The following is a 20,801-nucleotide window of genomic DNA, read 5'->3' as shown; positions in this document are numbered from 1 at the left end:
AAAGTCTATTTTCTCCTATCTAAAGCTCACCCTACAGTCTATGTAGGCCTTTTCACTTTTATCATCAAACATACAAAATAGGACTGTCCCATAGGTCGGAATTTCATCGACTTATGGGATAGTCCTTATTGCTTTAGATAAATTTATCGGCAATCTATACTTCGCTTTTGAAAAATAAAAGATACTCTTTACAAGTGACTAAGTGATCTATTAACACTATTCTCTATAAAACAGCTTGCCCTTTAACTCGATAAGCGTTACCGGGAAGCTCGTAACAGCACAAAAAAATAAGTCTGCGACAAAGTTGATTCATACAACTTTGTCGCAGACTATTATCTTTTACATTTATAGCTTCTTAACAAACTCCGTCTTTAATTGCATAGCACCAAAGCCATCGATTTTACAATCAATGTCGTGATCTCCATCTACCAAACGAATGCTTTTCACTTTTGTACCTGCTTTAACGACATTTGAACTGCCTTTTACTTTCAAGTCCTTGATGACTGTTACAGAATCACCATCGTTTAAAATATTGCCATTGGCGTCTTTGTAAACCTTTTTCTCTTCTACTTCTTCTGTTGCTGATTCTAACGTCCACTCATGCGCACATTCCGGGCACACAAAAAGGTTGCCATCCTCGTATGTATATTCTGAATTACACTTTGGACAATTTGGTAAATTTGACATAATTTCAATTCCTCCATTCATTCGTGTACATTATAACATAAAAGACGTACCATTTCTTGAAACACAATAGCCTAGCTACGATTCTCCTTCACACGGACCCATATCATGAGAGGTATTAACAATAAGGCTAAATACGTACCGACAAAGCCTAAAATCGCATAGCTTGAATATGCAACGATGAGCCCTGATAATAAGCCACCCGCCGTCCCAGCTAATGCAACCCATACATCAACAGTCCCTTGTACTTTCGCACGTGTTTTCATATCCGTCGAATCAATAATAATAGCCGTCCCGCTAATTAAGCCAAAGTTCCACCCAAGACCCAGCAATATGAGCGCAAATGCCAGCCAAAATAATGAGTCACCAGGTGCAAAGGCCGCTATGATTCCTGCAGACGCTAATATTACACCAGAAGCAATCACCATAAACGTACGACCAACTTTATCAACCAATATACCTGTCACCAGCGACGGCAAATACATGGCGGCAACATGGAAACCAATAACAAGACCAACTGCGCTCAATCCCGCACCGTGGTTTTGCATTTGAACCGGTGTCATCGTCATAATCCCCACCATAACAGCATGTGAGAGAATAAGTACAAGTGCCCCAACGACAACACCGACACGATTCACCTTGCTTTGTAGCACCTGCAGTCCATCGTTCTCTCTACCATACCGTTGTTTATCCTTCTCTACAGCGATAGCTCTTGCTACTAAAAACGGATCAGGACGTAAGTAGATGAAAAAAATGAGACCTGCGATGAGATAAGCTACGGCTGCTAAGAGAAATGGACCTGCTAAAGCTGGTATGCCAAGTGCCAATGCAAATTTCCCTAGCGGTGTGACTAAATTCGGTCCCCCCACTGCCCCTAATGTCGTGGATACCATCGCAATACTAATGGCTGTTGCCCGTTGTTTCTCGCTTGCTAAATCAGTTCCAGCATACCGCGCTTGTAAATTTGTGGAAGTACCAGCTCCATACACAAATAACGCTAAAAATAATAACAAGACATTATTAATTGTCGCAGCAAGCACAACCGCAATGGCCCCTAGTCCTCCAGCGATAAACCCAAAAGAAAGTCCATATCGACGACCGTATTGCTGTGAAATACGTCCGACTAAAAATGCGGCTAACGCTGAACCTAGTGTAAATAACGCAGTCGGCAGTCCAGCATAGCTTGCACTCCCTAACATGTCCTTCGCAAGGAGCGCGCCGACTGTAATCCCAGCGGCAAGCCCCGCACCACCGAAAATTTGCGACATGATTACCACAATGAGTGAACGCTTATACAACTTTTGTTGGGCTTCTGTTGAATGGAGATAGTGCTCTACTTTTGTGTTATTTTGTTGCTTCATACTTTTTCACACTCCTTGAGACTCTAGCATTACTGAGTTACTTGTTTCATAGTACCAGACAAGCGTGGAAAGCCCAATCACAACAAAATCAATGAAGGTACAAATAGTAAAAGGGGCATCAAATAAATAAGCCGTCGAGGTTGTCTCGACGGCTTGCTATCATACTTGAATTAATATCCCTGCATGAATATGATACTGCAGGTCTGCCACATGATTGATAAATGTTTGATCATGTGAAACAAATACGATAGTCCCTTTATATGCAACCATAAATCTCTCTAATGTTGCAAGCGCCTGGATATCTAAAAAATTGGTCGGCTCATCCAACAATAAAATGTTATAATTCCCCAAGAATAGCTGACATAACTGTAGGCGGATTGCTTCCCCGCCACTTAGTAACTTCACACGCTTTTGGATATCTGTACCGGCAAATTGCATGGCATGTAACACACTACGTAATAATCCTTCATCATAGTCTGAACGGTTTTTCACGAATTCCAACACTGTTTCATCCGTTGTAAATTGATAGCTCATTTGATGGAAATACCCGATTTTTGCTTTTGGTGAGATGGTTAAACCTGCACCACCATTTGCAATATGTTGAAGCAATGTACTTTTACCGACCCCATTTGCCCCCGTAATCGCGATTTTTTTGTCGAGTGGCAGTTGGAAACTCACTTTTTCTACTAGTACATTACCTTCAATTTCAAGCGTTAGTTGGTCTGCCATGATGGGAGACTTGTTGTGCAATTCCAATGCTTCAGATTGTCGGAAGACGATGGGCCGTTCTTCTTGTACAGCTCCGACTTCCTGCAGTTTTACTATTCGCTGTTCAATCGCCTTGGCTGCACGATGCACTGCTTTTTGGCTCGTACCTTTCGATTTTGTTTCAATCATACGATTGGCCATTGCCTTCGATTCTTTTTTTGACATATTTCCTGCTTGAGCAATTTTTTCAGCCTTTTTCATTTTTTCTTGTGCCGCTTGTTCAAGACGACTCTTTTCCCTCATGAATTGTTCATGAGCTTGCCGCTGTTGTTGACGCTCTACCTGCTTCTGCTCCAGGTATTCACTGTAATTTCCTGTGTAAACGTACACTTCACCGTCACTTACTTCCCAAATGGTAGTAACAAGTGCATCTAGAACAGTCCGATCATGGCTAATTAACACAAGCGCACCGTAGTAATAGCGCAGTTCATCAAGTAAAAACGAAATCCCCTCTTGATCCAAATGAGTAGTAGGCTCATCAATTAATAACGCTTCGTAATAATGCGTAAACAATTGCGCAAGCTTAAGCCTTGTTTGCTCGCCACCACTTAACTGCCCCGACTCTTGGGGAACAGCTAATCTCCCAAGTAATGCTCCGTCTGCCTTAGCGACAGTTGGTGGTTCCAGTTGCTCAAAATAACCACTCTCCACATGACGCTTCACTTTTCCGCTTGTTGATTGAAGACTGCCAGCTAGCAATTTCAATAATGTACTCTTCCCCGCACCATTTTTTCCAACAATGCCAATACGGTCAAATTGATGGACAGCTAATCGTTCTATCTTTAGGATCACTTTATCTAAATAAGTCATTTCAACATCTTCTAATTCAAAACAGGTTTGTTCCATATTCGCTACCTCCGAAATTTGTAATTTCGTATCGATAGCTAGGATCGATACGAGCTTCTACTTCAAGCTCGTATCAATAGAACAATAACATCCCCATGTAAGATCCCTCCAATTAAAAAAGTACGCAGATTGCTCTGCGTACTCAAAAATCGGCATAGATATCCCGTAGAACGACAAAACTTCTACAACAGATCCCAACCTAGTACGCATAGCAAATAACCTCTCTAAAGAGTGGTTTACTCAACATATATGCGTATGGATCAGTATAGTTGTAAAAATGCCATGTCTATCGCTCCTTTTCATTCTACTATCATATTATCCAGGTTCCCTTGTTATGTCAAATACCCCATCACTTATTCTTATTAAAGGATAATGAAGTGATGCTGGAATCAAAATAGTAACGCCATTTAACAAATAACCTTTTTTATCAGTTTGAAGAATCAGTTCCTCAATTAATCTATTGACAAAAAAATCTTTTAATCTATATACTAATAAAAAGACCGACTGGACGGTTTTAAATGAGGAGTGAGCTTTGTGGAATCAAAAGCGGAAAAAAAGCGGCAACATATCTTACGATCTGCCACTGAATTCATTCTTGAAAATGATTATCATGCTTTAACTTTGGATGCTGTCGCCAAACAAGCAGGCATTAGTAAAGGCGGATTATTATATCATTTCTCCAATAAAGAAGCTCTTTTAAAAGGAGTCGCACACCATATATTTGAACAATTCACATTGACTTTCGAGGAGCAAGCTAAGAAAGACCCCATCGAAAAAGGGAAATGGTGCCGTGCGCTAATTGAAGCATCAAAATGGGATTTAGAGCATAATGCCGAGTTGAATGTAGGCATACTGGCTGCTTCTATGTTAAATCCAGACATAGCAGAAGATATATCCGAAAGCTATCAGTATATGCAGACCAAAGTAGAGCAAGATCATATAGATCCTGTAACCGCCACAATTATTCGCTTAGCAATAGATGGCCTATATTACTCTGAGCTTTTTCATTTAGCGCCACTAGCTGAAAAACTACGTGAACAAGTCATCGAGCAATTGAAAACAATGACCAAATAGGAGGCATTCAAATTGAATCCATATGTAATTTTGGCAGTCGCCATCGTAAGTGAAGTATTTGGCAGTTCCATGTTAAAGGTGTCCAACGGATTCAAAAAACTGTTCCCTACTATCGGCGTAGTAATTGGAATGGGCATAGCCTTTTACTGCCTATCTTTAGCACTTAAAACCATACCACTCGGCACAGCTTATGCCATATGGTCAGGTGTTGGGACAGCTTTAACCGCAATAGTCGGTGTATTGGTTTATAAAGAACGTTTTAATCTGAAAAAGTTTGTAGGTTTAGTCTTGATCATTGGTGGAGTGATTGTGTTGAAACTATCCAGTGGTAATTAACAAATAGAAAATCGGAGGGTATTGTATGAAAGGTTATATTGCTTTGGGGATATCTATTATCAGCGAAATATTTGGGACAACCATGCTGAAATTGTCAGATGGATTTACAAATCTATTCCCTTCCATCGGAGTCATTTTCGGATTTGTTATAGCCTTTTACTGCTTATCATTATGTCTAAAAACCATCCCATTAAGTTTAGCTTACGCAATTTGGTCAGGAATCGGCACAGCGGCAACAGCTCTCATTGGAGTTCTGCTATGGCAAGACCCGTTTGGTGTGATTACTTTAGTTGGCTTAGTGTTAATCATCGGAGGCGTTATATTCTTAAGTGCTTCTGATCAGGCAGAGAACGCGGCGGAACCATCAAGTTAAAATCAAAGGAACTGTATTGCGGGAGGTACCGGACTCCCATTGAATTACATATTATTCTAGAACCTAGTACCTTTCGCAATACACGGAAAAATTACAGGGAAGTATGTACTTTATAACAATAGCGGCATTAGTTTGAATTGAAATCTCTCTTTATTATGGAGTACATATATAAATTATCGAATTTACCACGCGTAAACTCATAATGTCTCAACAAACCTTCTTTTTTAAAGCCTTGCTTCTCTACCAATTTTTGCGATGGTACATTAGCCGGTTCAATTAAAGCCTCTATTCTTTCTAACTGTAAGTGATAATAGCCATACTGCACAACAGCTTCCAATGCTTCACTTGCAATCCCTTGTCCCCAATAATCTTTGCTGACTTCATAGCCAACTTCTGCTCGATAGTGTTTAGGAATCCTATTCAAAAAGCCACAACTTCCAATCACCTTACCAGAATCTTTCAGAGTGATTCCCCATCTGATCCCAGTGCCTTCTTCGTAGATGGCTGTATACCACTTAATTTCATCCCATACGTCTTTTACTGTTTGAAAGGGATCTAGCCCCATAGGTTTCACAACATCTTGATCCGATAGATAGTGAAACATATCAGCGGCATCATCTAATGTGACTTGCCTTAAAATTAATCTTTTGGTTTCAATTATAGGAAACTCTTTTTCCATGGACTTACTCCCCTCGAACACCGATCTGCATAGCCTGAGAAACAGTAGGAGTCTCGATATCTACAATAAAATAATCAGCTAGCTGACTGCGCAAGCGCTCCAACTGAATAACTTGCGAGTGTGGATAGCCATCTCTTTTCGTTTTCTGAGAACACATCCAACAAGAACAATGCACCTTTCCTTTGGCAAAACGCCCAATGTCCTGTACATGCCAGCCTAATCGTCGTGCAATCTTCAATTTACGCTGAATGACTCTGTTCCGATGGTGACGATAATAAGACCGGCTTCTGTTTTTCGTATGTAACTTCACTTCCAACACACTCCTTGGGATAAGGCTCAGCCAGTATAAGTCCCCCAAAGAAAACATAAGACTTTACAGGCTGAGTATGTTGGAAATATGCATCGCAATAATATTCAATATGTATTCACCCCATTCAAAATGAGTACAAGCACCCGCCTGCTGCCCGCCAATCATCGACTCTGCATCGCCACCTTTAATCCGATTCCAATATAAACCGCTCCTACAATCTTACCACTCCAACGATTCATCCAAGACACCCGCTTAACAAACTTTCCAAGCACGCCGATACTCATGGCGAATAACGTCGTGTAGATCACACTCATCAGCACAAAGATTAAGCCGAGGATTAAAAATTGAACAATCGTTGAGCCTTGCGCCGGCTGGACGAACTGTGGTAAAAATGCCAGAAAGAAAAGAGCTGTTTTCGGATTTAACACTTCCACTACAATTGCCTGACGGTACGCGCCGCCATTTGTCACAGTAGAAACCTTTGGCATTTGAGGATCAGAAGGCTTTTCTAAAATCGCACGAATACCCAAATACACCAAATAGGCCACTCCTGCATACTTAACGACATTAAAAGCAAGCGCAGACGTCATCAAAATAGCAGAAAGCCCCGCCGCTGCACATAACGTATGAATCAAATCGCCCGTCGCGATACCCAGACCAGTCATGACGCCCACTTTACGCCCACTCTGAGCTGTACGCGTTGCAATCAACAAAACGGCCGGACCCGGTATTAAAAATAGCCCAAGTACAATCACTATGAACGCACTCAATGTAGCAAAAGTAAATATAATATCCCCCTCCAATTTTCCCATTCTTCCCAATACTATTGAAATATTTTAGCATAAAGCGCGTGTTTAAGTTACTCAAAAGTGTATGATACAATCAAGAAAATAAAAAAGAAGAGGTGTACGGTATGTGCCGCAATATTAAAACTTTATATAACTTTTCCCCTCCAGCAACTGATGATGAAATTTATGTGGCTTCACTTCAATATGTGAGAAAGGTTTCCGGCTTCAACAAAATATCGAAAGTAAACGAGGATGCCTTTAACCGTGCCGTTGCGGAAGTGGCAATTGCCACACAAAATCTATTAAACAGCCTTGTCACAAATGCGGAGCCTCGTAATCGTGAAGTTGAAGCAGAACGAGCTCGTGCCCGTTCTGCAAAAAGATTCAGAACTGAATAGTAATCGAAAAAAGGAATTCAGTATGTAAAAACCTGCGCCAATCAATAAAAGGTACCGGCATCTTCATTGATTCAGTTTTGACTGAGATGCTGGCACCTTTACTATTATTCTTTCGAAACCATAAAAATTGTTTTGCCAATTACTCTACTACAATCCATACCAAGAATTAAAGTAACTCTTATGCTGGACACAGCCTTTTAATCATGTTTCCATACAACAGGTTTTCTTTAGAGAATAATCCTTATATTCCCTTCAGTTTATAATCATCTATTATTGTTTCAATAATACGATATGATTCTTCCGTGATTTCTTTGTTAGTGTTCTTATTAGCATTATAAGTGATCAGTGACTTCCATAAAGCCCATCCTCTTGCCCGATACCATGTTTCTTCGTCCATTTTTAATGTATGCTTAAAAACCTTTCTACTACGTTCATCAAAAAATGTCCAAGCCATTGCAGCATCACAAGCCGGATCTCCAACACCTAAAATGCCGAAGTCAATAACTGTACAAAGTCTCCCATCTTTCACAAGTAAGTTTCCTGGCGCAATGTCACCATGAACCCAAACAGGGGTTGATTTCCATGTTGAATCTAGTGCTTGTCCCTAAATTTCTATTAATAGACTCCTATTAATAGTATCACTGTTGTTCTCGATGGCATCTCTAGCCTCTACATCGTATCCAGCTAGTGGTCCACCACGATAAAAGTTATGTGCCCCAGCTACAGGGCCCCCGCTGGCATCAATTAATTGTAATTCATTCAAAAATACCCCTAAATCTTTGGCGAAATGATCTAGGTCATGAATGTTTTTTTCAGATACGGTCTCTCCCTTTAGCCACTTGTTGACTGACCAGGGCCAAGGATATTCTTCACTAGGCTTGCCCATTTCTATAGGTGTCGAAATGGGTAAAGATAGATCTTTGCTGAGTATCGGCAGCCAGTGTTGCTCTTTCTCCACTTGAGGAACAAAAGACGCTGCACTTGGTAATCTTACACTCATATGCTCACCCAAATGATAAGTCCGATTGTCATTTTCGCTAAATTTCACGGGTTCAATCTTTAAATCTGACCACTTTGGAAATTGATCTTTTATTAATTTCGCCACAAAACCGGCGTTAATATTATTCATAAAGCACCTCTAAAGAATCTGAAAATCGTATTCAATGGATCAAGGGTAGTTCGAAGAGTACTACTGAAAATAAATACACGAGCTATTCACCCAATCGCTGAAGATTACTTTTTACATCAGCAATAACAGCCTCGTCAACTGGATGCATGAAGCTTCGATTGACGCGGACTGCCGACCCAAAGTGAACTTCTTCCAATCCCGTTGCTGTCACTAATGGTACTAATGTTTCTGGGCTCATGCCATTCCCCGCTAAAATTCGAACAGATGTATTTTTAGACTTGTCCACCAACTTTTTGAGCTGTTCGGCCGCTTCTGGAGCAGGTGCTTGTCCACCTGAAGTTAAAATTCGTTGAATCTGCGGGAACGTAGCAATGACTTCTAGCGCCTTCAACTGATCTTCGATTTCATCAAAGGCACGGTGGAAAGTGATATTCATCTCCCCAGCTTCCAACAACAAACGTGACAGTACTTCGGTATTCACTTTGTTCTCTTCATCTAGTACTCCAATAACGATGCCCGCAGCTCCAGCCTGCTTGATATAACGAATATCAGACAGCATGACAGCTAGATCCTTCTCATCATATTGAAACGTGCGACTATGTGGCCGCACGATGACATGAACCGGAATATCGACTCCTTGTACCACCGCTTCCACCAATCCTAGACTTGGCGTTAGCCCGCCTTCTGTCAAGGCTGCGCAAAGCTCTAATCGATCGGCACCTGCTCGCTCAGCTGCGATAGCATCCTCTAAACTTGTCGCTATTATTTCTAACATCATTGTGAACACTCCTTCTGTAAATACAGTTTATTTCCGTAAATCAAACATACTTTTTCTTTCCCCAACAACCATCAAATTATCATTCATAATCTCTTTGGGCGACAGTGCATACAAACGCTCAATTGTTTCACGATTATCATAGCCAATTTGTTCTAAAATAGAAGCGACAATATTCGGCCAAATAAGTTCAGACCCATCCATTACTTTTAACGCGAAACTCAGCCGCTCCTTCTTCAAAGCAAAGCCATATACGCCCTTCGCTCCACCTTTAGCCACAATATTGGAATCCGCCAACAATACAGTACAGATGAAATCATGACTAGCAATCATCTCTGGATGTGCATTCATATAACCCGTCATCGTAACGACTGCCTGTCTCATTTCCGGTTGCTCAATCAAATCTGGACAAGCTAGTTTCAAGTAGGCCTGTGCAATATGCTTCAGGGGCAACGCGAAAACTGGAAACCCACAGCCATCAATCGCAATCCCAATATCGTCCTTCGAATAACTTGCCATGTCAGCCATTGCCGTTAGGCTCAGCTGTTGAACTGGATGGTCCAACTTCCAGTAACCGTCTGCTTCTTCACCTAGCACTTTTGCCAAAGCCATGAACCCACTATGCTTCCCTGAGCAATTATGATAGAGTCTGCGCTTCTTCCCATGCTGCCGATGATACGCCGCCTTCGGATCTTCATTCAATGGATAAGTAGGGCAGCAATAAAGTTGGTCTTCCCCAATCCCTGTTTTTCGTAAAATCTCCTCGAGCGCCTCGATATGATAGCTTTCCCCACGTTGCGATGCGGTAAACAACGAAGCTTCTTTCGATGTCAATCCAAACTTGTCATCTACTCCATATTGAATGACTGGGATGGCTTGGAATGGTTTTGCCGCTGAGCGTAAAAAAGTCATCTGATTTTCATCACCAACCGAATAGATGACCTCGCTTTCCTCATTGATGCCACAAATAACGCCCATATGAACATTTTCTAAAAAGTCCCCACGATATTCTTCAACAAGTATTGAATAGTTCATTGGTTTCCTCCAATTCATTATAGGTAGGGATTTCCTACAAACGATAACTTAAAACAATCAATTCTCCTCTTCTACCCATCGCTCGCACGCCTTCATCTATAAAACCGCATTTTTTATATAATGCTTGTGCTGCTTCGTTTTTCACATTTACAGCAAGAACCATCTCATTAATGCTCGCGAAATGGGTATTGACAAATTCAGGTATAAGCATCAATACCTGATGAGCATAGCCTTTACGTTGATGATGAAAATCAGTTGAAAAAGTTCGGATCAGTATGGCGTTATCATTGGCCGAATAGGGTTTAACTCCCTCACATGAATGTAAGGCAAAAAAAGTGACCAATTGTTCGTTTTCTATTGCTAAAATCGGATAATGATTAGCTTCCGCTTTTGAAAATTCAATAGCTTCTTTTGGTATGCCCGTAAATTGTAATTGTTCATCCGTTAATATGTATTCTTCGATATGCTTATCAAACTCTGGTTGATAAAAATGTAGTTTCATAGATTTTAATCCTTTCCAAATATCTAAAAAGTAAAAAAATAACCTCTATCGAATATAATACTCGAAGAGGTTATTTATTATCAATCTTTATTTAATGTTCCTTATCAAACAAGCCAGTTGTCCTAAGTTAAACTCTCCTGATTTTCACCAATCCTATAACTCGATTTATTATAGAATAATTTTAAGCAAATGCCCCATCCTATAGAAAAGGAGATGACATTCATTATGAAAAAAACAGTTATTGCACTTGGTGTCATAATTACAGCTCATTCAGTACCGGCATCTATCCCGGCTATTGCACAAACTCCACAAGAAGTTCCAACCTATGCTAAATGGGGGAAGCTCGCTATGAAAGAAACACAAGCAAAATATCCGAACGCGCATATCATTGACTACCTGCATGAAGGCAGCGAATCTAATGAGGATTCAACAATTGAAAAGTTTAAGCTTTGGCTAAAAGATGATAATCACGAATTCGGGGTCTTTATAAGAATTGAGTATACGACTGAAACTGAAAAAGTAGTAAAGATTGAATTTCAAGAAACCTCCAGATGAGCCAGCACTCATACCCCCGAATACATGATAAGGATAAATGCGACTGCAATTTCGAACCATTGCCTTCCGAATCCCAGCCTTTCCTACTATGCCCCTATCCTATGTTAAACGGTACCAGTACTTCCGTTTTATCTTAAACTTCCCATATAGCCGTTCTTATAGCAATATTTCTTTTCGACAAAAAACACCCCCCTTGGAAACTCATAACCAAAGGGGGTACAACGGTACGACATTTTTCAAGTGGTTCATAACTCATCTCAGAACAACGAAGTCGACATAAATTTACTGCTGTATGATTTGAATTAGGTTGCCGCTTGTATCATCGAGTACAGCTATTGTGACTTCGCCCATTTTTGTCGGCTCCATTGTAAACTTCACGCCGTTTTCCAATAATCGCTCGTACTCTTTATGAATATCTGCAACGCCAAACATTGTTGCTGGGATGCCTTCGGCAAATATCTTCTCTTGATACTCTTTAGCAGCAGGATGGTCATTGGGTTCAAGTAAAAGCTCGGTTCCACCATGATCATCAGGTGAAACAAGTGTAATCCACCTGAATTTCCCCATGGGAACGTCATGTTTTTTTACAAATCCCAGCTTTTCCGTATAAAATTCCAGTGCTTTGTCTTGATCTTGAACGAATAGACTCGTTACAATGATTTTCATAATTTCTTCGTCTCCTTTGATATTTACAACGTATGCTACTCTGCTTACAATCTGACAACAAGCAGAAAAATCCTTACGTTCGGCTGATATTTTTTCAATAAAATTAATCTATCCATCCTTTCAACAAATTTTCAAGTGGTTCGTTATCGAATATAAGTACCCGATATTTCCCCTTTCGTTCTGATTTTACAAGCCCCGCATTTTCCAATGCAGAAAGATGTTTGGCTATCGCCTGTCGCGAAATGGATAGATCGTGCTTCATAATGAGACGTACCGTAAGTTCATACAACGTCAGCTCGTTGCGTTCGGATAGTTCGTCTAATATAAGCCGCCGAGTAGAATCGCTGAGTGCTTTGAATATAGCGTCTTTGTCCGTATTCATATATCAAGTATAAGCAACTATTCGGTTGCTCGTCAAGCATAAGCAACTGTACGGTTGCGCGAAAAAGAAACCTTATCATGTAAACTTAACAAGTTAAAGTCGCATAGTAGTAGTTTGATCCAATATAGAAATTTAAACTGTAATTCAACAAAAAAGTGCATTAATCCTATCATTGGATTAACACACTAATTAAATTTATAAACACCTTTTATCAAACTTCATTACAGAGAAACAAAAAAGATGGTGTTAAAACCCAATTCAACACCATCATTTAAAATATAGTGACTCCTATTACGTAGCATGAGGGTCAAGCAATTATTTTTTTAAAACGTTGCAACTTTATAAAAAATCGCGACATTATTCAATACATCGCATTTTTTTTATAAAGTAACGGTAAGCTGATTAAAAGCATAACAATCCCTAATGCTAAAAAATAGAGTGGCATCGCAAGGACTGTTCCGTTATGGAAAATGCTCATAACATAGATTGTAGCGCTGACGAGTAAATAATAAACTAAGCTAAATATCGCACCCGCAGAACCAATGACGTCTTGAAAGTCAGAGAGTGCTAAGCTTAAACAGTTTGGTAAAGCGGTACCTGTACCAAATAAAATAATGAACACACTAACAATCATAGTTGGCATTTGCAATGAAATCGGTAAAAAATGTACCGATGTAGCGAGCGATGTTCCTATGAGGAAAATGGCTAACCCGCGTACGATAATCTTCTCAGGTTTTGTGTGGCTAACGAGTCGTTTAGATAGCATCGCACCCGCGATAGAAGCGAGCGCAACGATAATGCCTAAAAAACCATACATCGCACTTGTTAGTGTAAAGTATTGAGTGAAAATAAATGGGGCTTCGGTATAATAGCTAAATAATACACCGTTAATACCGCCAATTAAGATGCCGTAGCGCCATAGACGTGTATTTGTAATCATGCGCTTCACTATTGGTAGTATAGGCTTCATTTCGATTGTAGTAAGCGCTGTTTCAGGTAAGCGTAAAAACGCATAGCAAAATACAATAACGCTCATAGCAATTAGCACCAAAAATACGACTTTAAAGCCGAAATAATAATCGGTAAAGCCACCGATTAACGGGCCAATGGCAGGTGTGAAGGCAAGTGCCGCTGAAATTTGAGCAAACAATTTATGAAGTTCAACACCAGAAAATCTTTCGCGTAAAATCGTTTGTGTCACGACAGAGCCAACACTTGCGCCAAACGCTTGAATAAAGCGCGCGACTAATAAAACCGCCATTTCATTTGCTACTAAACAAAGTACGTTACCAACAAAATATAAAAACAGCCCATAAAGCATTGCCTTGCGACGACCGATTTTATCGGATAAACGCCCAAAGAAAAATACTCCGAAGGCAAAAGCGATAAAGTACACACTCATAGTAAGCTGTGCATCACTCATAGACGTTTCAAACGCTTCTGCGATTGAAGGTAATGATGGACTAAAAATCGTTTCACTAATTTGTGGGAAGCCTACTAATATAATCAGTAATAATAAGCTAGGTGTATTGTTTCCGATGTTTTTCTTCAAAATAATCCTCTCCTAGATAATTATAGGTTTGAAAGAAAAACATCGTAGCTTGGGAAATGGTGGCTTCACGAGTTTGATTTTTTCTAAATCACTCATGAATTCACTTCCTTCTAAATAAAATACATGAAAATTATACCAACCAAAGGGTGAAAACGGTGCAACTTTTTTATAAACAGTTAATCTTTTTTAAAACCTGCCTGTTAATGGAACGATTGAATAATCAGTCGTTTGGTATGGCGTGACGCATTTACAAATTTCGGTAGGAGCGTTGTGTATGTGTAGCAAAAGTGAGTGCCCCTTACGGTAGGTAATATGATAAAGCTCTTTGCTACAACTTTAAGTTTGCGTACAAGGACAACCCCAACAAGCTCCTAGATTTATTTAATGAGCCTGTAAGTATTTGAGTATGAAGTAAAAGAATCATTTAAATGGGTTATCTAATCGTTGCTACAATCAAATTACGTGTTTTGTATAGGTGACCGCAAAACTAAAAAGCAACCAGTCCATTCACTCTTTCGGATGATCGACCGGATACTTCAGATAATTTTCGTCATAAATACTTGTGATATTGGAGTATTTTCAAAACCGCTTGCCAGTAAAGATGAAACTACACGACCATTTCCTTTTAAGAAGTTATAAGTTGTACGATCGATAGATTGGTCATATTCTAATGCGTAAGCAAGGAGTTTGTTTAGAGCATCTTCATTCCCGTTTTCCTTCACCTGAAATAAAGTAATGCTTTCCGTCTTATTGCCAAACACACATTTTTTTCGAATAAGACAAGCTGCCTGCACCTCTCCATTCGTTGAAATCCTCACAGCTTCTCCACCTAATTTTGGCGTGTTACTAGCAGCCGTTTGCCAAGGGACGATAGTTGGAAATAAATCTGATCCAATAGATTGGGTAGCGGGAATTCTTATAATTTCAAAACCGTCAAGATCCGGTAAATTACTATCTAAAATTTCATTTGCACGTAAAAAGAGTAAATCGTCCTCTACTTTGTAACCACACTTTTCATATAAAGATATAGCTGCCTTATTTTCAGAAAGTGCCTCTAAAGTTGCTACAGAAACATTATGTTCCTTTATGAGTTTTTCCGCTTCCTCCATCAAGGAAGAACCTAATTTCCTCCCCCTGTATTCTCGAATAATACCTGTTCCACCATTCCAAGAAATCTTTTGACCATCTACTTCTCTAATTCCTTGGAGCACAAAGCCGATTGGATCTGTTCCATCATATGCAACGATGGATAATGCTGGAGATAACCCCTCATTGCCAAAACGACTTACAAATGTATCAAAAGGTAAATTCATTGGCACTAAATAGCCTTCAAAACCACGATTAAAAAGGACATGCGCTTCTTCAAAGCTTAATGAAGACATCAATTTATACGAAATGTTCATGGCTTACCCTCACTTTTTTAATGAAATAAGAAACATCTTATGATAAATATTTTCCTTGATAATCTGTCTAACTTACAAATTTATTCAGATTTAAAGCTTTGTTTAGATCTTTCAACTAACACTTTGACTATCCTGCTGCCAAAGCCTATTTAAGCCATAAAAAAGCTTTAACAATAAGGCTACTTTTGATAGTAGGAATATAGTTTTAAAATGAAGTTAGTCAAACTGGTTAAGTGTTAGGCATAAACAAGTGATCTTAATATCTTACTGGTCAATTGTTCACTTCTACTTTTCCATATTGGACTAACTGCTCTATGCTAACACAGCCCATCCATCAAGAACTTTAATCTGAAATCGCAATGCAGTTAAACAACACTCTTGAACTAACCTCCCCCCGTTAGTTCAATAAGAAAAAAGAGCCGTCTTAGAAGCTCAATGATCTTTAAGTAAAGCACCTAGTTAGTTGAGCAACTTAAAATTACTTATGTTGATTTAAAGTAAATTATCTCTGGATCTCCTTCGTCTAAATTTTCAACAAATCCACTTTGTATAAATCCATTTTCTTCAAATACTTCCTGCATTCTTTTATTCGATTGATTGGTTGAAGAGAATATTTTCTTAGTAGGCGATATGCTCACAAAATATTCCATAAGGGATGTTGCATATCCTTTTCGTCTTTCAGTCGGTTTAACTATTATCAGTGATATAAAGCTACAATCAAAAAAATGAATATCAAAAATTAAAAATCCTATAAATGAGAACTCGTTTTTAATAGCTATACATCTTTCTTCCTCAATAGCTTTTTTTATGTATTTTCGTCTGCTATCACTACCTATTACTTCTCTATCGATATTCACTATTTCATCTAAATCGTTTAATTGAGACTTAACCAAAGATTCCATATTAAAGTTCCCCTTACTGAAATTTGACTTTGTTAATATATTTCCTTGTTCAACTAAACTGCTGCGTTAGTTTAATAAGGACAGAGACGCTTATTAAACAATCACGCCCGATAACGGTTGAACATTAGATATTGAAATATACCTATTAGGAATGGTTAATCCCTTATCTTCTCTTAGTACTTGAACAACTGGAGCGATATGCCCCCCTGTGTAATCTTTAATTGAAATGTAGGAATTTACGTAGGATTGTGTAACTTCGTACCCTGTTTGACATTGATAACCCAACCCTAGTGAAGAATTTCCATTCTCATCAAAGTACAACCATTCTAATATATGTGCGTAATCTACTATATAAATTCCCGGAAAATCTAAGGGGATTTCAACCCGTAAAAGTACATTACCGATATAGTTCTGAACTAATTTAATACCAAGATCACCGAAGTAAAAGTTCTCAGTTAGCCATTGTGGAAGTGGTTGAAGAAATCCTTCTATAAGATGACATCCTTTGAATTCTATTGGTGGTTTAGGACAAGCAACCCCTCGATAAGAACACAGCCCATTTTCATTACTAAAAATGTATTCCAACCTATCTTCATGGGTAAAGTGGTAAAAAACAATGTTGCCATTAGGCACAGTTTCTATTAATCGCTAATCTGATTGAAACCCTTTATCACCTAATGTAATACCCCTATCAGTTAAAAATTCATCAGCTAGACGCTTTGCTTGTTGCAACTTCACCACCCCCTCATTAGCATAATTAAGAAATTGCATTTTAATATCGCCTATAAAGTATTATTCGTTAACTATAATAGGTTCCCTTTTATATTCCAGATAATGGCCCGATTGTTGAACACAAGTTAGCCAACTCTCTTCAACTAACCCCGTTAGTTGAAGTACATTTTTCCGCAAACTTCCATATATCACTTTGATTAATTCTATAAATTCAGTTTACACTAAACTACTTATTTAAGGAAATTCATTTAAAGATTTACTTCATGCTCGTTTTTCTAATCAGTATCATTACACTTTAATCCCAGTACCTCCCCCCTTCTCATCCCTGTATAAATTGCCAATAGGAATGTCAAATAATGATGTTCATCCTTACTAGCACTCAGAAAACGATGAGTTTCCTCGAAAGACCAGAGGGCTCTTTTTCTTTCAAGACCCCGAACATCCTTCAAACAGGAATGCTGCCACGTAAGTTGAAAAAGGAATATTAGCATGCTCTATTTACATAGATTAATTTTAGTAATAGTAATAAAATATTGAATGACTTAATTTGTTAAATCAGCTATAATCAAATATTTTTAATAAATATCTATTTAAATTGGGGAGTGAAACATGGGGACTATTAATGGAAAAGATTTTATTAACCGATTAAATCAGCTAAATAATGAAATTTGGTACGACGGTGAAAAAATTGAGGGGTTGCTCTCTGAACAACCTGCCTTTAAGGGACTGATTCAGTCAAAAGCGGCTCTTTATGATATGCAACATGACCCAAAAATAAAAGATGAGATGACTTTTATTTCCCCGGTATCAGGAGAACCTATTGGTCTTTCCTATTTGCAACCAAAAACGAAAGAGGACTTGATAAGAAGAAGAAAGATGACTGAACATTGGGCTAGGTATTCAGGGGGTATCATGGGCAGAAGCCCAGATTATTTGAACACAGTTTTAATGAGCTTTGCTTCATCGGTATCCTTCTTAAAAAATAAGGACAATTGTTTTCCAAATAATCTACAAGCATTTTATAAATTTTCTAGGGAAAATGACCTATCGTTTACGCATACCTTTATTTCTCCTCAAGTGAATCGTTCTCATATCTACATTGAAAATACCGATGAGCCAATCGCTGCAAAAGTTATTGATAAAAATGAAGAAGGCATTATCATTAAAGGTGCCCGTCTTCTTGCTACGCAGGGTGGTTTAACAGATGAAGTATTAGTATTTAGTGTTGGTAAATTTCTATTTAATGAAGATGAAGCTTTTGCTTTTTCTATCCCTTCTAACACGAAAGGAATAAAGTTTATATGTAGGGATACATTCATCGGAGGTCAATCTTCTTTTAATCATCCATTAAGCTCGAGGTTCGAAGAAATGGATTCTATCGTTGTCTTTGACAATGTATTAGTACCTTGGAATAGGGTATTTTATTACAACAATGCGGAAGTAGCCGAAGATTTCCCAATTCAAAGCTCATTCCATCCCTTTACTAAGCACCAAGTATTGACTAGACAAATTGTAAAAACAGAGTTCATCTTAGGTATTGCTGAGCTTCTTATCGAAACGATTAAAATAAGCGAGTATCAACATATCCAAGAAAAGATGTCAGAAATCATCATTGGGCTAGAAACGATGAAATCCCTGTTAGAAAAATCGGAAAATAATGCAGAATTAGATGAATGGGGATATATGCGGCCAGAAATTTTCCCGCTTCAAGTTGCTGGTAACATCTTTCCTAAAATCTATCCTCGTTTCACTGAAATTATCCAGCTAATCGGAGCTAGTGGAATGATTACGTTGCCAACCGAAAAAGCATTTCATTCTATCGTTAGAAATGACTTAGATTTATATCTTCAAGGAGCAACTAAAACCGCAGAGGAACGAGTAAAAATATTTCGTTTAGCTTGGGATCTAACAATGAGTTCATTTGGAACAAGACAAACCCAATATGAGCGATACTTTTTTGGCGACCCGATTCGATTATCAAGCGATTTATATAAGAAATATCCAAAAAATGAATATGTAAAGGTAATTAGTAATTTCTTAAATCTAAAAAAAGAGGAGTAATAGAAGTTCAATTATTGTCTTAAATGAATACAGGTTAAATAATTCCTTTTTAGGATCAAAATACTACGCTCAATCTTTTTATACATTGAGCGTTCTATTATATTTGCAATGATTCTATGCTCTTTTACCAATATTTTTGCTTTCTTTAAATCCTATAAACCAATCCAACTCTCTTCTTCTTTAATTCAATAAAACTGCTTTATTATCTTTTATTAAGTATAAGACCTAATTTTTCATAAAACCCTAATAATACTTGTGAATTTCTCTGTAATAAAAAACTTCCCTTTCACTCAAGGTTAAATGTTATTTAATTTTGTTCTTCTATTCAAATCCTAGTTCAATTAACCTGCCCGTTAGTCGCCTTCTGCATGTGTGAAATACAGGCACCGTTTTTGGACATTCACAGCTGTTGCAAGGTTATCCTATCCTGCTAGCCAACAGAGTATATGCTATCTGTTCCGAGTTTTGCCTTCCGGCCCCCCACATAGAACCTCAAGATACCTGCACTACACACATATATACATTTCCGCAACTATTGCATGTTAGGGATATTCACCTGTTAGAGAAGAGCGCTGTCAAGCGTACAAAAACCTCCTATATTTAGTAATAGGAGGTTTAACTTTTGCAAATTCGACTTAACCAGTTCAATCTCTTTCAAAAAGTATTTGTTTGAAATATTGGCTGGTGAATGGCAAAGCTCCCGTAGGATGAAAAGACTTTATTATTTTCTTTCTTCAAAATTATTATGTTCTCGATTAATTTGCTCCATTCTCGATTTCCCCATTCATACCTCTTCTCAACAATTGGTAATAACGTCATCCCAGTTCAGTCATTGAGTATTCAACTTTCGGAGGAACTTCTAGACAGACTTCTCTATGAACAATTCCCTCTTCGATCAGTTCACGTCATTGTTTTGTTAATATTTTGTGAGATATTTTCGAAAAAAATCTTTGGAGTTCGCTGAATCGACGGGGTCCTTCTACCCCTAAACGCCACAAAATAACAACTTTCCATTTCTCACTAATATTTGATAAGATAAGTTCTTTTTCACAATGATAAACATGATTTAATATTCTCTTTATTACCTATTCCCATAATTTATCCGACACGCAGCTAACTCCCTTTCATATAAATAACCTTTTGGTAACCTCCGCACAAAAAAAGTGCACTCTTCACAAAGTAGAAAACCGTATGTAGAATGAAGCCCAATATATATTATCGTGGTTGTGTTTTTTTCTATAAAGTGTTCCTCAAATAAGTCAATTATTTCAAGAAAATGTTTCGCTTCTCGGAAAACATGGTCAGCCATGATTCTTAAAAAGAATACATTCTCCTTGATGATTGCTTCAACGAGGGCTTTTTACTTCCCTTCATTTAATTCAATTTAACGTTTCCTAAAATAATGTACTTCCCTGCTTACATGATCAACCGGAAGTGGAATTTGAATTATCTGAACAAAAAATAACCTCAACTCCTAAAAGGAAATTGAG

At 38.3% G+C, this 20,801-nt stretch carries 21 protein-coding genes and 3 pseudogenes; 6 read left to right on the top strand and 18 right to left on the bottom strand.

What is annotated here, in order from left to right; all coding sequences use genetic code 11:
- Positions 1–345: 345 nt before the first annotated feature.
- The 3 genes from ACIQ0H_RS15775 to ACIQ0H_RS15765 form a co-directional block, all read right to left on the bottom strand.
- A complete protein-coding gene (locus tag ACIQ0H_RS15775) occupies positions 346–687 on the bottom strand; it encodes a zinc ribbon domain-containing protein YjdM (protein WP_403416660.1) in 342 nt (113 codons plus the stop codon).
- A gap of 71 nt (positions 688–758) precedes the next feature.
- Entirely contained in the window at positions 759–2,045 is a 1,287-nt protein-coding gene (locus ACIQ0H_RS15770) for an MFS transporter (protein WP_403416658.1), read from the bottom strand.
- Between the two features lie 159 nt (positions 2,046–2,204).
- On the bottom strand, positions 2,205–3,659 hold the full coding sequence (locus ACIQ0H_RS15765; RefSeq protein WP_403416655.1) for an Msr family ABC-F type ribosomal protection protein: 1,455 nt from the start codon (positions 3,657–3,659) through the stop codon (positions 2,205–2,207).
- A gap of 534 nt (positions 3,660–4,193) precedes the next feature.
- Here ACIQ0H_RS15765 and ACIQ0H_RS15760 point away from each other — a divergent pair.
- Genes ACIQ0H_RS15760 through ACIQ0H_RS15750 form a run of 3 tightly spaced genes read left to right on the top strand, consistent with a single transcriptional unit; the run spans position 4,194 to position 5,442 of the window.
- A complete protein-coding gene (locus tag ACIQ0H_RS15760) occupies positions 4,194–4,733 on the top strand; it encodes a TetR/AcrR family transcriptional regulator (RefSeq protein WP_403416652.1) in 540 nt (179 codons plus the stop codon).
- A gap of 12 nt (positions 4,734–4,745) precedes the next feature.
- Positions 4,746–5,069: a DMT family transporter gene (locus tag ACIQ0H_RS15755; RefSeq protein ID WP_403416649.1), complete on the top strand. Its 324-nt coding sequence runs from the start codon at positions 4,746–4,748 to the stop codon at positions 5,067–5,069.
- A gap of 25 nt (positions 5,070–5,094) precedes the next feature.
- Positions 5,095–5,442, top strand: coding sequence for a DMT family transporter (locus ACIQ0H_RS15750; protein ID WP_403416648.1), 348 nt, complete (start codon positions 5,095–5,097; stop codon positions 5,440–5,442).
- Between the two features lie 127 nt (positions 5,443–5,569).
- On the opposite strand, the gene ACIQ0H_RS15745 is transcribed toward ACIQ0H_RS15750, so the two are convergent.
- The 3 genes from ACIQ0H_RS15745 to ACIQ0H_RS15735 form a co-directional block, all read right to left on the bottom strand.
- Positions 5,570–6,121, bottom strand: coding sequence for a GNAT family N-acetyltransferase (locus ACIQ0H_RS15745; RefSeq protein ID WP_403416645.1), 552 nt, complete (start codon positions 6,119–6,121; stop codon positions 5,570–5,572).
- A gap of 4 nt (positions 6,122–6,125) precedes the next feature.
- On the bottom strand, positions 6,126–6,431 hold the full coding sequence (locus ACIQ0H_RS15740) for a hypothetical protein (protein WP_403416643.1): 306 nt from the start codon (positions 6,429–6,431) through the stop codon (positions 6,126–6,128).
- 161 nt (positions 6,432–6,592) lie between these two features.
- Positions 6,593–7,219 (bottom strand): LysE family translocator, encoded by a 627-nt coding sequence (locus ACIQ0H_RS15735; RefSeq protein WP_403417166.1) that lies wholly within the window; start codon positions 7,217–7,219, stop codon positions 6,593–6,595.
- A gap of 125 nt (positions 7,220–7,344) precedes the next feature.
- On the opposite strand from ACIQ0H_RS15735, the gene ACIQ0H_RS15730 reads away from it, so the two are divergent.
- On the top strand, positions 7,345–7,617 hold the full coding sequence (locus ACIQ0H_RS15730; RefSeq protein ID WP_403416640.1) for a DUF2277 domain-containing protein: 273 nt from the start codon (positions 7,345–7,347) through the stop codon (positions 7,615–7,617).
- A 241-nt stretch (positions 7,618–7,858) separates the two neighbouring features.
- Here ACIQ0H_RS15730 and ACIQ0H_RS15725 read toward each other — a convergent pair.
- The 4 genes and pseudogenes from ACIQ0H_RS15725 to ACIQ0H_RS15710 form a co-directional block, all read right to left on the bottom strand.
- Positions 7,859–8,746 (bottom strand): annotated as a pseudogene (locus tag ACIQ0H_RS15725) (aminoglycoside phosphotransferase family protein).
- 82 nt (positions 8,747–8,828) lie between these two features.
- Entirely contained in the window at positions 8,829–9,524 is a 696-nt protein-coding gene (locus ACIQ0H_RS15720) for a copper homeostasis protein CutC (RefSeq protein WP_403416638.1), read from the bottom strand.
- A gap of 27 nt (positions 9,525–9,551) precedes the next feature.
- Positions 9,552–10,556: an asparaginase gene (locus ACIQ0H_RS15715; RefSeq protein WP_403416635.1), complete on the bottom strand. Its 1,005-nt coding sequence runs from the start codon at positions 10,554–10,556 to the stop codon at positions 9,552–9,554.
- Between the two features lie 34 nt (positions 10,557–10,590).
- Positions 10,591–11,058 (bottom strand): GNAT family N-acetyltransferase, encoded by a 468-nt coding sequence (locus ACIQ0H_RS15710; protein WP_403416633.1) that lies wholly within the window; start codon positions 11,056–11,058, stop codon positions 10,591–10,593.
- Positions 11,059–11,283: 225 nt separating this feature from the next.
- On the opposite strand from ACIQ0H_RS15710, the gene ACIQ0H_RS15705 reads away from it, so the two are divergent.
- A complete protein-coding gene (locus ACIQ0H_RS15705) occupies positions 11,284–11,613 on the top strand; it encodes a DUF3889 domain-containing protein (protein WP_403416631.1) in 330 nt (109 codons plus the stop codon).
- A 282-nt stretch (positions 11,614–11,895) separates the two neighbouring features.
- Here ACIQ0H_RS15705 and ACIQ0H_RS15700 read toward each other — a convergent pair whose 3' ends face one another.
- The 6 genes from ACIQ0H_RS15700 to ACIQ0H_RS15675 all read right to left on the bottom strand — a co-directional run bounded on the left by ACIQ0H_RS15700 (position 11,896) and on the right by ACIQ0H_RS15675 (position 17,151).
- The gene (locus ACIQ0H_RS15700; protein WP_403416629.1) at positions 11,896–12,279 is read right to left on the bottom strand and encodes a VOC family protein; all 384 of its coding nucleotides are present in this window, start codon (positions 12,277–12,279) and stop codon (positions 11,896–11,898) included.
- Positions 12,280–12,382: 103 nt separating this feature from the next.
- Complete coding sequence (locus tag ACIQ0H_RS15695; RefSeq protein ID WP_403416626.1) at positions 12,383–12,661, bottom strand: ArsR/SmtB family transcription factor; 279 nt, start codon at positions 12,659–12,661, stop codon at positions 12,383–12,385.
- Positions 12,662–13,022: 361 nt separating this feature from the next.
- Positions 13,023–14,213 carry a multidrug effflux MFS transporter gene (locus ACIQ0H_RS15690; protein ID WP_403416623.1) on the bottom strand — a complete coding sequence of 397 codons (1,191 nt, stop codon included), beginning with the start codon at positions 14,211–14,213 and terminating at the stop codon, positions 13,023–13,025.
- A 536-nt stretch (positions 14,214–14,749) separates the two neighbouring features.
- The gene (locus ACIQ0H_RS15685; protein WP_403416621.1) at positions 14,750–15,616 is read right to left on the bottom strand and encodes a GNAT family N-acetyltransferase; all 867 of its coding nucleotides are present in this window, start codon (positions 15,614–15,616) and stop codon (positions 14,750–14,752) included.
- A gap of 482 nt (positions 15,617–16,098) precedes the next feature.
- Positions 16,099–16,518: a GNAT family N-acetyltransferase gene (locus tag ACIQ0H_RS15680; RefSeq protein WP_403416618.1), complete on the bottom strand. Its 420-nt coding sequence runs from the start codon at positions 16,516–16,518 to the stop codon at positions 16,099–16,101.
- 93 nt (positions 16,519–16,611) lie between these two features.
- On the bottom strand, positions 16,612–17,151 hold the full coding sequence (locus ACIQ0H_RS15675) for a hypothetical protein (protein WP_403416616.1): 540 nt from the start codon (positions 17,149–17,151) through the stop codon (positions 16,612–16,614).
- Between the two features lie 708 nt (positions 17,152–17,859).
- Here ACIQ0H_RS15675 and hpaB point away from each other — a divergent pair.
- The gene (gene hpaB / locus ACIQ0H_RS15670) at positions 17,860–19,311 is read left to right on the top strand and encodes a 4-hydroxyphenylacetate 3-monooxygenase, oxygenase component (protein ID WP_403416613.1); all 1,452 of its coding nucleotides are present in this window, start codon (positions 17,860–17,862) and stop codon (positions 19,309–19,311) included.
- A 654-nt stretch (positions 19,312–19,965) separates the two neighbouring features.
- On the opposite strand, the pseudogene ACIQ0H_RS15665 reads toward hpaB, so the two are convergent.
- Together ACIQ0H_RS15665 and ACIQ0H_RS15660 are read right to left on the bottom strand one after the other, a co-directional pair.
- Positions 19,966–20,393 (bottom strand): annotated as a pseudogene (locus tag ACIQ0H_RS15665) (winged helix-turn-helix transcriptional regulator).
- A gap of 152 nt (positions 20,394–20,545) precedes the next feature.
- Positions 20,546–20,749 (bottom strand): annotated as a pseudogene (locus ACIQ0H_RS15660) (DUF2935 domain-containing protein); the annotation flags it as partial.
- Between the last annotated feature and the right edge of the window lie 52 nt (positions 20,750–20,801).

It is taken from the genome of Sporosarcina sp. NPDC096371 (genome assembly GCF_044762865.1).
Lineage (GTDB): Bacteria > Bacillota > Bacilli > Bacillales_A > Planococcaceae > Sporosarcina.
This window is presented reverse-complemented; position numbering and strand designations above follow the sequence as displayed.

Bases quoted from the DNA above. Each gene is read 5' to 3' on its own strand.
- ACIQ0H_RS15775 (WP_403416660.1), bottom strand. From the start codon at position 687: ATGTCAAATTTACCAAATTGTCCAAAGTGTAATTCAGAATATACATAC.
- ACIQ0H_RS15770 (WP_403416658.1), bottom strand. From the start codon at position 2,045: ATGAAGCAACAAAATAACACAAAAGTAGAGCACTATCTCCATTCAACA.
- ACIQ0H_RS15765 (WP_403416655.1), bottom strand. From the start codon at position 3,659: ATGGAACAAACCTGTTTTGAATTAGAAGATGTTGAAATGACTTATTTA.
- ACIQ0H_RS15750 (WP_403416648.1), top strand. From the start codon at position 5,095: ATGAAAGGTTATATTGCTTTGGGGATATCTATTATCAGCGAAATATTT.
- ACIQ0H_RS15745 (WP_403416645.1), bottom strand. From the start codon at position 6,121: ATGGAAAAAGAGTTTCCTATAATTGAAACCAAAAGATTAATTTTAAGG.
- ACIQ0H_RS15730 (WP_403416640.1), top strand. From the start codon at position 7,345: ATGTGCCGCAATATTAAAACTTTATATAACTTTTCCCCTCCAGCAACT.
- ACIQ0H_RS15720 (WP_403416638.1), bottom strand. From the start codon at position 9,524: ATGATGTTAGAAATAATAGCGACAAGTTTAGAGGATGCTATCGCAGCT.
- ACIQ0H_RS15715 (WP_403416635.1), bottom strand. From the start codon at position 10,556: ATGAACTATTCAATACTTGTTGAAGAATATCGTGGGGACTTTTTAGAA.
- ACIQ0H_RS15710 (WP_403416633.1), bottom strand. From the start codon at position 11,058: ATGAAACTACATTTTTATCAACCAGAGTTTGATAAGCATATCGAAGAA.
- ACIQ0H_RS15705 (WP_403416631.1), top strand. From the start codon at position 11,284: ATGAAAAAAACAGTTATTGCACTTGGTGTCATAATTACAGCTCATTCA.
- ACIQ0H_RS15700 (WP_403416629.1), bottom strand. From the start codon at position 12,279: ATGAAAATCATTGTAACGAGTCTATTCGTTCAAGATCAAGACAAAGCA.
- ACIQ0H_RS15695 (WP_403416626.1), bottom strand. From the start codon at position 12,661: ATGAATACGGACAAAGACGCTATATTCAAAGCACTCAGCGATTCTACT.
- ACIQ0H_RS15685 (WP_403416621.1), bottom strand. From the start codon at position 15,616: ATGAACATTTCGTATAAATTGATGTCTTCATTAAGCTTTGAAGAAGCG.
- ACIQ0H_RS15680 (WP_403416618.1), bottom strand. From the start codon at position 16,518: ATGGAATCTTTGGTTAAGTCTCAATTAAACGATTTAGATGAAATAGTG.
- hpaB (WP_403416613.1), top strand. From the start codon at position 17,860: ATGGGGACTATTAATGGAAAAGATTTTATTAACCGATTAAATCAGCTA.